This window comes from Pseudomonas sp. ASL8 (assembly GCF_056680355.1).
Window position 1 is genome coordinate 4,064,053 of sequence record NZ_CM155278.1, and the last position, 12,863, is coordinate 4,076,915.

The following is a 12,863-nucleotide window of genomic DNA, read 5'->3' on the forward strand; positions in this document are numbered from 1 at the left end:
CACTTTTTTTCAATCTTTTGCCTGAACGCGAGCCCTATGAATATTGATCAGTTGTTGTATTGGCACCAGGGCTTGTTTCTCCAGCCTCAGCATTTTCAACAGAACGATGCCCGTATCGAGCATCGTCTGACCCGCACCACGGAGTTGAACCATCCTTACCCGTGGGGCTTGATCTCTCTGAAGATCAACGAGTCTGCATTGGTTGCCAAACAGTGCCTGCTGGATCAATTGTCGGTGCGCTTCCCCGAAGGCACATTGGCTGAGTATCCGGGTAATGCGGTGCTGGAGTCGCGCACCCTGGACCTGGGCGAATTCAGTGGCGGCCGCACGCTGTTTGTGGGGCTGCGCCGCTTGCTGCCAGGTGACGCTAACGCGCAAGTGTTCGAGACGCTGTCCGACGGTTCTCGGGCGGAAGCGCGCTTTGTCGTGGCCGCTGACCCGGAAGTGATCGGTGACCGTCTCGGCAATTCCCCGGAAGCGCGGGTGCGCTCAATGTCTTACGTGCTGCGGCTGTTCTGGGAAGACGAGCTGGAGCATCTGAGCGCCTACGAATTGTTACCGATTGCCCGTCTTGATCTCGACGGCGACCGCGTGCGACCTGCGCAGCGCTACGTGCCGCCGTCGGTCAACCTGGCCGCGTCACCGATGTTGCTGCAAACCCTGCGCGAAGTCCGCGACGAATTGGTCGGCCGGGCGCGACAGCTGTCGGTGTACAAACAGCCAGGTGAGTCGCGTCGGGGAGATTTAGACGGTGCTCAGGTCAACCACCTGATGGCCCTGGCGGTGCTGAACCGTTATGGCCCATTGCTGACCCATATGCTGGAAACCCCGCAGGTTTCGCCGTGGCAGCTTTACGGCACGCTGCGCCAGTTGGTCGGTGAGCTGAGCCTGTTCTCCGATGTGTGCGACATGCTTGGTGAAACCCCTGATGGCCGCTTGCTGGTGCCGCCTTACAAACATGAAGAGGCGGGAGTCGCGACCATTGCCCTGGTGGCCCTGATCGGCCAGCAACTCAATGAAATCAGTATCGGTTCCGAGTTGCTTGTACGCCTGCAACTGCAGGAGGGTTTATATCAAGCCGAGTTGCCGGACGCCTTTTTCGGCCCGCGTCATCGTTATTTCCTGGTGGCTCGCAGCGCGGTCGACCCGGTGTGGCTGGCCGAGGGCTTACCGCTGGATGGAAAACTGGGCGCGGTCAGCGTCATGGAAGGGTTGGTCAATCGCGCGTTGCCCGGTATTGAACTGATCTACCTGCAGGTCCCGCCACAAGGCCTGCCGAGGGTAGCGGGGGCGTTGTACTTCCGCCTGGAGACACTCAGTGATGGCTGGGAAGCGCTGCAGCACGAGCGTCAGGCTGCGTTCTTCCTGCCCCAGCCGCCGGCTGATTTGGTCATTGATCTGGTGGTGGTACGTACATGATCAATCCCCGCCTGGCTGAATGCTGGATGTCGATATTTGACGCCGCCAAGAGCGGCTTCATTGATCCAGCGCAATCCTACGAAACCCTCGCGCCGGGGCTGATAGTGCTGCTCGACGCCGCTGCCAATCGCGCCCGCGAGTTACATGTTGCCGAGGCTGATGTGCGCGAGGCGCTGTTCGCTGTGGTGGCCTGGATCGACGAAACAGCCATGTCTCGTGAATGGCCAGGCGCTGCGCAATGGCGTCGTGCGCCGTTGCAACGTCATTACTTTTCAACCAGTCGTGCCGGCGTTGAGTTTTTTCAGCGCCTGGAGGCGTTGCCCGAAGCGGCGGTGGGCGCCCGTGAGGTGTTTGGCCTGGCGTTGTTGAGCGGCTTTCAGGGCCGCTACGCAACACGTCCGGGTGGCGAGCTGGCTCAGTACCGTCGGTTGTGCCTGGAACGGATCATCCTCGATAACAACATGGTGCCGCTGGATGCCACCAGCCACCTCTTTGAACAACCCGAAGACCCGCTGCCGAAACGGGTTCGTGTGGTACGCCGTGGCTTGCCCGGCATTTCGTTGCTTTTGCTGATTGGGATTCCCGTGATTGTGTTGACCGTGATGTACATCAGTTTCGATCTGTCGTTGGGTCGACAAGTCAGCCAATTGCTGGAGATGCGCTGATGTTCAAGAAAACGGGGGTCTTCTTGCTCTGGGTGTTGCTGTTGGCAAGTTTTGCGCTGGTGCTTTGGGGGCTGGCGCTCTATGAGGATTGGCCGCTGTGGTACGTGCCGGTCATTTTTATCGGGACCATTCTGTTGGCGCTGGTCGCCCGTTGGATCGGGCGACGCTGGTACGCCTGGCGCTTGCGTGCGCGGATGAAAAGCGAGTTGCCACAGAGTCGTCGTGATGAGGCTCCCAACCTGGATCAGGACTGGAACAGCGGTGTGCGCATGCTGCGCCAGTCGCGTCTGAGTCGGCTGGGTTCACCGCTGTACGTGCTGCCCTGGTTCCTGATGCTGGGCGAGAGTGGCAGTGGCAAAAGCAGCGTGTTGGTCAACAGTGGATTGACTTCGGCATTGCGCTCCACCAGTCGTGGCAAGCAGACAATGCCTACTGGAACGCTCGACTGGTGGTTCCTCGAACGGGGTGTGATCATCGATCCTGCAGGCCGCTTGGCTGAAGGGAATAGCGACGCGGGCCCGGAATGGCGGCGTTTGCTTTACTGGCTATTACGTTCGCGGCGGCGCGAACCGCTCAACGGTGTGTTGCTGGTGATCGACAGCAAACGTCTGTTGACCGATTCCGATGAGCGCTTGGCCGAGCAGGGACACAATCTGCGTCGCCGTCTGGATGATTTGGTGAAGGTTTTCGGTGCCCGGCTACCGGTGTATTTCATCATCACGGGTGCTGAAGCCGTGCCTGGTTTCGCGCAGTGGGGTGCCGCATTGACGCCGCCACAGCGTGAGCAACCCTTTGGCTTGCTCAGCCAGCAGCGCACGGGCGGGGCGGGTGCGTTTCTCGATGAAATGTTTGGTGGGCTTGGCCAGCGGTTGTTCGATCTGCGCATAGAGCTGGGTGTGCGCGGCGTGCCTGATGCAGATGCTTTTAGCCTGCCGGAACGTATCGGCGATTTGCGTTCGCGTCTTGAAAAACTGTTGTTGCCGGCGTTTGACGCTAATCCCTACAGCGAGCCGCCCCTGCTGTGCGGGCTATTCCTTACCGCCCAAGGGCAGGATGCCGACGCTCAGCATGAAGGCTGGTTCAGCCATGATCTGCTGGGGCAGTTGTTGCCAGGGCAACGTTATGCTTATCAGTCGATCGATAGCTGGCATCGTTGGCGGCGTCTGCTGGCTCATGCTGCAGTCATTGGCTGGCTGGGACTTTGCTTCGGGTTCGGCGCATTGATGGTGTATGCCAACCGGCACACCGAGGCAGTGCTCACCGAAGCGCTCAACGAGCCTCCCGCTACTGAGGACTTCGCCGGCGGACTGGAAACCGATCTGGATGCGTTGCGCCGTTTCCGGCAAGCGCTGATCAACCTGTCTAGCGAGCAACAGGGTGGATGGCGTAGTTTGCTGCCGTTTTCACGCCACATCGAGCAAGTGCAGGAACACTATCGCTCTGATTACGTCAGGCTCTTCGACAGCGAAATACGCACCCCCGTATTCGATGGTTTTATTTCGCAAAACCTGCGCAATGCATTGAACAGCGGCGACCCTCGATTAATTGCCGCTTACGCAGAGTTTCTCGTGCGTCGGATTAATCTGCTCGACGCACGGCTGAATAATCAGTCCATGGACGAACTGCCGCTGCCAGGGTCGGAGGTGGGTTTTTTGAATTTGATCTACGGCTCTAAAGACTCGATCAGCGCCGGGCAACTGGTGACTCTGGGGACCAGCTATCGCTCTTATCTGGAATGGCAAACCGATATGGCGCAGATGCAGAGCCAGCGGGCAGCCTTGCTGGGCCAGCTCGAAAGCATGGGGCTTGAGGAGCGTCCCTTGGGGTGGCTGACGGCCTGGGCGGACCTGCAGGGCAATCTGCAACCGATCCTGCTCAGCGAATACTGGACCGACACCGACAACCCAGGCTTGAGTCTTTCCGGCGCCTATACCTTGCAAGGGCACAGTGCGATTCTTGATTTTATCGATGAATTGGGTCGGGCCAGCCGTGATCAGAATGTGTGGAAGGCGCAAAGGATACGGTTTTTGGAGCAGTATCAGAGCGATACCCAGGATGCCTGGTATCGCTTTATCCAAGGCAGCCTGCTCAGCGCTCAGACACGATTGAAAACCCGTAGCGACTGGCAGCAAACCCTGAGTGTGGTTGGCACCCCTAATGATCCGTTTCTCAAACTGCTGCATCGCAGTGCCGAGCGTTTTTCGCTGATCCCGGTCGAACATCGGGCTCCATGGGCGAGCCGGGCGGTGGCGATGGATCGTCTGCTCAAATTGGCCAGTAACGACGATCTGCATGCTGATGCGGGTGCGCTGGGTAGCTTGAAAGTCACCAACGCCCTGGGCGGCGATGTGCTCAAAGGCATGGCCAGCGGCGGTTCTGTCAAGGCCGGTGTGAACGTCATGCGTGACGAACTGGCGCAGGCCCGAACCCTGGCGAAATTTCAGCAGTTGATGAAGGGCGTTGTCATCGATTTGCAGAAAAGCGATGCGCAAGCTTTTCAAGTCGCCCTCGATACGTGGGGCTTTGGTGCCGATCCAGCAGTCAAATCAGCGCCGCTTTGGGACGCCGATACTATTCGTGTCGCTTTGATTCAGGCACTCAAAGGTCCTGATCCGCGTGAAGATGTGGTCTGGTCGCTGGTAACCGGGCAGCTTGATTTCGCCTCGCACTACGCGTCCGAAGTGGCGGCCTGTCGCCTGCAAAGTGACTGGAGTGGGCAGTTGCTCAGCTCAATCCAGGGAGTGCGCGATCCGGTCATGCTTAATGAATTGCTTTATGGTGATCGTGGGCAGTTGCCGGCTTTCATGAATGGTTCGGTGAGAGCCTTTCTGCAGCGCGATGTGCAGCGCTACAGCGGACGTGAAGCACTGGGCGTTCAGATCCCATTGACCGGGGCTTTCTATGCCTATGTCAGTCGCATGCAACATGCCCAGAACGATCTCGCCAGTGCTCAGCGGCAAAGCCAGGCTCAGCTAGCCACTGAGCAGCAAAGCAAGCAGGCGCTGGATGCCGAGCAGAAAACCCTGGCGGCGCAACGGGCCGAGCTCAAGCAGAGTATTGCGACGCTGCAGGCCACTGCGGCGGTGGTTGAGCTGTCCGCTACGCCTTCTCAGGTGAACATCAGCGCCCGTTCGCTGCCGCAGCAGACGCGTCTGACGATGCAGTGCAGCGGTCGTTCAACGGTACTGGATAACTTTAACTTCCCAACCAGCGCCAGTTTTGTCTGGGCGCCGGGAGCCTGCGCGGACGTCGCTCTGGACATCAGCTTCGCCAACTTCAAGCTGACCAAGCACTGGACCGGGGACCGCGCGTTCGTGGATTTCCTGCGGTTGTTCAACGGAGGTCAACACACCTTTACCGTTAATGACTTCCCGAACCAGCGCAATGTGATGGGCAGCGAGAACCTGATAGGCATTCAGTTGACCTACCGTCAGGAGGGAGGACAGGCCTTGCTGGACAAGTATCGCCAGGCCGATCAGTTGCAGATACAGGTCAACGTCATCGATGAGCGATTGAACAGCATCGCCGGGCAGCTCACTGCGATGGACACTCAGGCCGCAGCTATGAATGTCAGTCTCGCAGCTCAGGGTTCGCCGGTTCAGCAAGGCCTTGCGAGCATTCAGCCGCCAACGCAAATCGCCTGGTGCTGGATGCCCCGGCCGGTTGATACCGGTCTGGCTGCAGGTGAAGGGCTGCGTCTGGATCTTGGGATCCATGACAACGAAAAGCGCTTGAGAAACCTTGAAGCACAATTGCGCACGCTAGGTTTCGCAACCCAACGTGAGCCGCTGCAAACGGCGGCTGGCGGGACAGGCCAGAGGCTACTGGTGGTGTCGCTGCGCGACGATGCGGCCGCGCAACGGGCTATTCGTGACATCGCTCGCAAGATGGGGGTTGCTGCAAAGCTCGACAGTACGGCCTCTAGCACAGTCGGCGTGCGATGAAGAGCTGGCGGAACTCTCTGGCGTTGCGCATTACCTGCGTACTGGCGCTTGTTCTGGCCTTGAGCTGGTGCGTGGCCGCCGGGCTCAGCGCCTGGCGGACTTATCAGCAGTTGCAAAGCGAGGCGCTGGATGATCTCAGCCAGCGCCTGCGTCTGCTTTCCAGCGTGGATAACGATGATTTTCGAGACGCGGAGGAGGGCGCCAAGCGGCTCATGACGCGTTGGAACAATGGCGCGGCCAAAGAGTTTGGCAGCAACATTTTCCAGCGCAGCACCATGCACTGGGTACTCAATCAGGCGCAGCAAAGCGATGCGGCCAGCGCCGCCAGTATCGACGTGTTGGCCCGTGCGGCCTCTGCGGCTGAAGCGTTTGGTACTGCCGGCCAGTCGATGACTGTGGATACGTTTTTCTATTTCCCAGAGGCCGGCGCGGCGTTCTCCACTGAGGTCGACATCCCTTCAGGCTTTGTGCAGGCCCGCGCCGCTCATTTACGGGAACTGTTTGAACGTCTGACACCCGGCGGTCCTGATGTCGTCTGGGATGGGCCGAATTACGACCCACTGCTGAATCGGCAGTTAATCAGCGTTGCTGTGGTATCGAGGGACACATCGGGCAAGCCGTTGTTCATGACAGGTTATGAGTTGAAGCTTGATGAACGTCTGGCGCGTATCGAACAGTTGCTCAATGGTTACCCAAGCCTGCTTCTGGATGCGCACGGTCGACGGGTTGCCGACCTTTCCGGCAAGTCGATGGACGCTGTATCTCCGGATGCGTTGAAGCGTCTGGTCGCAGGCTTTTCTGCCAAGACCGATTTCCCGCAGATCGGTCGTTTCGATGACGACACACCTATGGTTATCGCTCGACTGGTTCAACCGGACTGGTATCTGTTGACGCTCTATCCTCAAGCGCAATTACGCGCGGGTGCGCTGGGGCTGATTCTCAGAGAAGTGCCTTTTGCGGTGACCGGCTTCATCTTGCTGACCCTAGGTTTGCTCCTGGTATTGCGTCGGGAGTTGGCTCGACCGTTGGCCCTGTTCGCTCGGGAAATTGAACTCACGGTTCGCGGTGACGACCTGTCGCGCCGTTTGCCAGTGCTTCGCGAAGACGAACTCGGGCGCTTTGCCGGAGCCTATAACAGGTTGCTTGATGCATTGCAGGCTCAGCAAGCCGGCCTTGAAAATCTGGTCGAAGTACGCACTCACGAGCTGCAAACCGCCCGTAGCACGGCAGACCAGGCAAATCAGCTCAAGGGGCAATTCCTGGCCAACATGAGTCACGAAATCCGTACGCCGATGAACGCTGTCATTGGCATGAACCATCTGTTGGCGGACACGCCGCTGGCGCCTCAGCAGCGGCATTTCGTCAAGGCCATACGTGAAAATTCCGAGGCCTTGCTGGCGTTGATCAGCGACATTCTGGACTTCTCCAAAATTGAGTCAGGTAACCTGAATATTGAGCGGATCGAGTTCGATCTGACTGAGGTGGTGGAAGAGGTCACGGAGCTATTGGCACCGCGCGCCGCTGAAAAAGGCGTGCGGATGATCTGCCAGATCGCCACCAATGTGCCGGGGCAGGTGATGGGAGATCCGTGGCGACTGCGGCAGATTTTGCTTAACCTCTTGAGTAATGCCGTTAAATTCACCGCCTGCGGTTCGATCCAGCTGGCGGTTTGGCGTGGCGACGACGAGATCCTCGGGTTTCGGGTCGTCGACACCGGTATCGGTATTGCACCGGCGGCGCAGGCCGCAGTGTTCGACGCTTTTTTGCAGGCGGATGCATCCACCACCCGCAAGTACGGCGGCACCGGCCTTGGCTTGTCGATCAGCCAACGTCTGGCGGGGCTCATGGGCGGTGTTATCGAGTTGCAGAGTCAGCCGGGTGTGGGTTCGACATTCAGCCTGATGTTGCCATTGCCGAACTGCCCGGCTCGCGCGGCCGACGCCCCAAGGTTGTGGGGTTTGCGGACCTTGGTAGTCGATGAGCACGCTGATGAGCGTGAGGCGTTGATGGGGATCCTCGGCCAATGGCAGATGCTGTGCCAAGGGGCTGCGTCTGCTGAAGATGCATTGAGGATGATACGTGAGCAAGCACAGCTGGGCGTGATGTTCGATCTGGTATTGGTGAATTGGCGTCTGCCTTTCGTGGATGGCGTGGAGTTCGCCAGCCTGTGCCGTGCTGACCCGCAGCTGGCATCCGCGCGGATCGTGCTGATGGCTTCGCATGTCGAGTCGCCGATGTCTGCCGATGAGCTGCGCGCCCATGGCCTGGCCGCGTGCGTCGTCAGGCCACTGCGTCGTCAGCATTTCTATCGAAGCTTGTGCGAGGTCCAGAGCGGCGCCACTCCGACGCTCAACGAAGCGCTCTCTCCTCTACGGACCCTTGAGCGTCATGAATACGGTCTTGATGTGTTGGTCGTCGATGACATCGCCACCAATCGGGAAATCACGCAGCTGTTCCTGGAACGTTTCGGCCATCGAGTCAGCCTGGCCCGTGACGGGGTCGAGGCGTTGGAAATACTCGCCCGCAAGGTGTTCGATGCAGTATTGATGGACGGACAAATGCCGCGAATGGACGGTATGGAAGCGGTCCGTCAGCTGCGCTCCGGGCAGTCGGGTGCGCTGGATGAGGAGGTTTACGTCATCGCCCTGACGGCCAACGCCATGAGCGGTGATCGTGAACGATTTATTGAAGCTGGCGCCCATGACTACCTCGCCAAGCCGGTGCTGCCTACGCAGTTGTTCGATGCGATCACGCGCGTGATTGTGCGACAGCTGGCGCGCGGGATGGAGTTACGCACTGTCGCACCCTTGCTGCCCCTGATAGTGACGGCGGCCATTGCACCCATATCGATGGTCGATGAACAGGATCCGTTGCGCACACCACGCTTGCAGCGCCTGTTCATCGAGGATTGCCTGGCGTTGTTGGCTCAGCTCAACGACGCCGTTGTACGGTCAGACCATGGCGAAGTCGCGCGTATCGCTCACAGCCTCAAGGGCAGTGCCGGTCAATTTGGAGAACAGGGTCTTGAAACAAGTGCTGCTCTGATGGAGCAAGCCGCCTCGCAATCAAACGTTCCAGCAATGACCATCGCAATGCAGCAACTGGACAGGCACCGTTCGATCCTTGTTGCCCGCCAGCCTGTTGTCCCTTCCGAGACTGGATACCCAAACAATGCCTGACTGCCGTTTATTGATCGTCGACGATCACGGGATGATCCGCGAAGGCTTGCGCGCCTTGCTTGCCAATACTCCTGGAATAGTTGTGGTGGGTGAGGCGCAAGATGGTCATGAGGCCATTGCCCTGTGTCGCAGCCTACAGCCCGATGTGGTGCTGATGGACCTGAAAATGCCACTGCTCGACGGGGTGTCGGCACTGACCCTGATTTGCAGGCGCTGGCCGAAAATATTGATCATAGCCCTGACCTCCGACGTCTCCGAGCACAATGCGGCTCTGGCGCTGGAAGCCGGCGCGGTCGGTTATGTGCTCAAGCGCAGTCGCAGAGATGACCTGCTGCAGGCGATCGCTCAGGTTCGTGCAGGGAAGATCTTTATTGACGCCGGCCTCGACGCTTCCCAGGTCATCGCTTTGCGCAACAGCGGTGAAACCGCCAGCGGCATTGCACTGACCGAGCGCGAGCGGCAGGTCCTCAAATTGGTCGCCGAAGGGTCCCGTAATCGCGATGTTGCCGAAATCTTGTGTATCAGCCTCAAGACCGTGGAGACCCATCGACTCAATGTCATGAAAAAGCTGGACGCACACAACGCTGCCGATATGACGCAATGGGCTTATCGGCTTGGTCTTCTCGGAGAGGGTCAATAGCTTGCGTCGGATAGAGGTGTGAGAGGTCGAATTCGCTTTGCGGCCACGTAATCATTCTTTTCACGTTACACAACAGGCAGGTGCTTGATACAAATCAAGGAGCATCGACCGGTAAACCCTGACACTGGCGACCCGCAGCCAGTCTCGGAGACCGTCATGCTCGATTTGTTTCACACCCCCAGCGAGCTGATCATTCGGCGCGATCACGGCGTGCTCGACCTCAACTGTCATGCAGACACCCAAAAATTTCATGGCGGTATCGGCTCTCTGGATTTACTTCGTGCATTGCGCGGCAGTCGCCAGAAGCAACGCCCGCTGTCCCTGAACGTGCAGTTACCCTCCAACCTGAAGCCTTCGCTGTGTTCCCCGCGCGATATCGCGTGTGAGCGCAGCAGTATCGAACAGTACCTTCAGCGTCTGGAGCACGAGATCGATCTGGTCGGTTGCCACTTGGGTGCCGAGCAGCGGGTCGAGCAGTTTCATCTGGCCGGCGGTACACCCGCGATTGCCGATGTGCAGCGGCTGATGAGACATCTGCGCAACAGGTTCAACTTTCTCGACCATGATTGCGGCGACTACAGCATTGAGGTGGATCTTCACCATACTGACTGGGCGACCATGGGATTGCTGCGCGATCAGGGCTTCAATCACGTCAGTATAGGTGTTCCGGACATGGGTGCCGACAGTGAAATGTCAGTTGCCTGCTACCAGAACCCGGCCCCGATCCAGTCGCTTATCGATGCTGCGCGCACCTTCGGCTATCGATCCGTCAATGTTGATCTCGGTTATGGCCATGCATGGCAGACGCCGGAGAGCTTCGCGCTGAAGCTGGCGACCATTATCACGCTGGAGCCGGACAGGCTGCAGGTGTTCGACTATGCCCAGCCGCCACAACGCTACCGGTCGATGATCGGGGACAACGTCAGAGCGCTGTGCAGCCAGGACGATAAAAGTGCGATGCGCCAGATATGTTTTGAGCAATTGAGTGCCGCGGGCTATCACTACATCGGCCTGGGGCAATTTGTCAGGCCCGACGATGATCTGGCGTTCGCGCAGGAAAGAGGCCGGTTACGCCGTAACTGTCAGGGCTTTACCAGCCACGGCTATTGCGATCACGTCGGCTTCGGGATCAGCGCTATCAGCCAGATCGACGAGTTGTACGCGCAAAACACTGACGATCTGCAGCACTACCAACGACAACTGGACCGGGGTCAGCTGGCAACCTGTCGCGGCTGGCGTTGTGAGGCCGGTGATCAGGTTCGACAAATGGTCATGGAGCGCCTGGCGTGTGACCTTGAACTGCATATCCATGCCATCGAAACGCGTTATGGGCTGATTTTTCGCCAGTATTTTTCATCCGCCTGGCCTTTGCTGGAGCAATTGAGTCGGGATGGGTTGATTGAGCTGTCGGACCGTTTTATTTGCATTCTTCCTGCCGGTCGGCCGGAAGTGGATGCCATCTGCAACCTGTTTGAAAAGGATTTGGGCGATGCAAGGCATTAACCCAACTGAGAGTTGATTGATCATGAATTCTGCGTTTGATTTCAATCGAGCACTGGTCGAAAAGTATGATCGCCCAGGGCCGCGCTACACCTCTTATCCCACCGCGCCACAGTTCCATCAGGCGTTTGCTGTCGACGATTACCAGCGTGCCGCCCGGGACAGTAATCAGGCGGCCGTTCCCAAGTCGCTGTCGGTGTATATCCACATTCCGTTTTGCAAGAGCCTTTGCTACTACTGTGCCTGCAACAAAATCATTACCCAGAAAACTCATCGCGCCGTCGAGTACCTGACGTACCTCAAACGTGAAATCGCTATGCAGGCGGCCTTGTTCGATAGCACCCGCAAACTCACGCAACTGCACCTGGGCGGTGGCACGCCGACTTATTTGACCGGCGAGCAACTGGCCGACCTGATGGACTGCCTGCATCAAGCATTTGATATGGATGACAGCGATGATCACGAGTTTTCCATTGAAGTCGACCCGCGCACCATCAGCACCGAGCAGATTCAATCGCTGCGCCAGTTGGGCTTCAATCGCCTGAGCTTCGGCGTGCAGGACTTCGATCCCGAGGTGCAAGCCGCGGTTAATCGTCAGCAAAGCGAAGAACAGATTTACGCGCTGGTCGCGGCCGCTCGTCAGGCCCGATTCAAGTCGGTCAGTGTCGACCTGATTTACGGCCTGCCGTTGCAAACCGTAAAGAGTTTCGATGTCACCCTTGGCAAGATCATCGCACTGCGTCCGGACCGGATTGCCGCCTACAGCTATGCCCATCTGCCGGAACTGGTACGCGCGCAACGGCTGATTCGCCCGGCGGACATGCCGCCACCCGAGCGCAAGCTGGAGTTGCTTGAACTGACCATCCGCCGTCTGACCGAGGCCGGTTATGTCTATATCGGCATGGATCATTTCGCCTTGCCGGAAGATGAGCTGGCGTTAGCCCGCGCAAACGGCACTCTGCAACGCAATTTTCAGGGCTATTCAACCCATGCCGACTGCGATTTGATCGGCCTTGGCGTATCCGCTATCGGCAAGGTCGGTGATAGCTACAGCCAGAGCGTCAAGGAGCTTTCCCAGTACTACGCGCGTCTGGATCAAGGGCTATTGCCAGTGCATCGTGGCTACAGGTTGAGCGCCGATGACGTGCTGCGTCGCGAGCTGATCAGCGATCTGATGTGTCACGGACGGATCAGCTTCGAAAAATTCGAAACGCAGCATGGCATCCGCTTTACGGAGTACTTTGCCGATGCACTGGCGCAACTGGACGAGCATGTCAGCGACGGGCTGCTGCAGATTCACGAGGACGCATTGGTGCTATTGCCGCGAGGGCATTTGATGATGCGCAGTGCCGCTATGGCGTTTGACGCCTATCTCGGGGGAGAGCAAAAAGGGCAGTTTTCACGCACCGTTTGACGGCGATCAAGTTTGCCGGCCATGTCGCTTGCCAGGTTGTCGTGGGCACCCGTAGCGTGGTCCTCAAACTCGCTGTTGAGTCCTGCTCTTGCATGAGGTGCC

General features: G+C 58.4%; 7 protein-coding genes. All 7 read left to right on the forward strand.

Annotated elements, in window-relative coordinates; translation table 11 throughout:
• Window positions 1–36 precede the first annotated feature (36 nt).
• The 7 genes from tssK to hemN all read left to right on the forward strand — a co-directional run bounded on the left by tssK (window position 37) and on the right by hemN (window position 12,761).
• Complete coding sequence (tssK, locus tag AC1MEA_RS18655; RefSeq protein WP_480417037.1) at window positions 37–1,419, forward strand: type VI secretion system baseplate subunit TssK; 1,383 nt, start codon at window positions 37–39, stop codon at window positions 1,417–1,419.
• Window positions 1,416–2,084 (forward strand): DotU family type IV/VI secretion system protein, encoded by a 669-nt coding sequence (locus AC1MEA_RS18660; protein ID WP_480417038.1) that lies wholly within the window; start codon window positions 1,416–1,418, stop codon window positions 2,082–2,084. Before tssK ends, AC1MEA_RS18660 begins: the two co-directional genes overlap by 4 nt.
• A complete protein-coding gene (locus AC1MEA_RS18665) occupies window positions 2,084–6,028 on the forward strand; it encodes a type VI secretion protein IcmF/TssM N-terminal domain-containing protein (protein ID WP_480417039.1) in 3,945 nt (1,314 codons plus the stop codon). The genes AC1MEA_RS18660 and AC1MEA_RS18665 overlap by 1 nt, the downstream gene beginning before the upstream one ends.
• On the forward strand, window positions 6,025–9,207 hold the full coding sequence (locus AC1MEA_RS18670) for a response regulator (RefSeq protein ID WP_480417040.1): 3,183 nt from the start codon (window positions 6,025–6,027) through the stop codon (window positions 9,205–9,207). The genes AC1MEA_RS18665 and AC1MEA_RS18670 overlap by 4 nt, the downstream gene beginning before the upstream one ends.
• Window positions 9,200–9,847 carry a two component system response regulator gene (locus tag AC1MEA_RS18675; protein WP_480417041.1) on the forward strand — a complete coding sequence of 216 codons (648 nt, stop codon included), beginning with the start codon at window positions 9,200–9,202 and terminating at the stop codon, window positions 9,845–9,847. Before AC1MEA_RS18670 ends, AC1MEA_RS18675 begins: the two co-directional genes overlap by 8 nt.
• Before the next feature lie 156 nt (window positions 9,848–10,003).
• On the forward strand, window positions 10,004–11,350 hold the full coding sequence (locus AC1MEA_RS18680; protein ID WP_480417042.1) for an oxygen-independent coproporphyrinogen III oxidase: 1,347 nt from the start codon (window positions 10,004–10,006) through the stop codon (window positions 11,348–11,350).
• 22 nt (window positions 11,351–11,372) lie between these two features.
• Window positions 11,373–12,761 (forward strand): oxygen-independent coproporphyrinogen III oxidase, encoded by a 1,389-nt coding sequence (hemN, locus tag AC1MEA_RS18685; protein WP_480417043.1) that lies wholly within the window; start codon window positions 11,373–11,375, stop codon window positions 12,759–12,761.
• Window positions 12,762–12,863 lie beyond the last annotated feature (102 nt).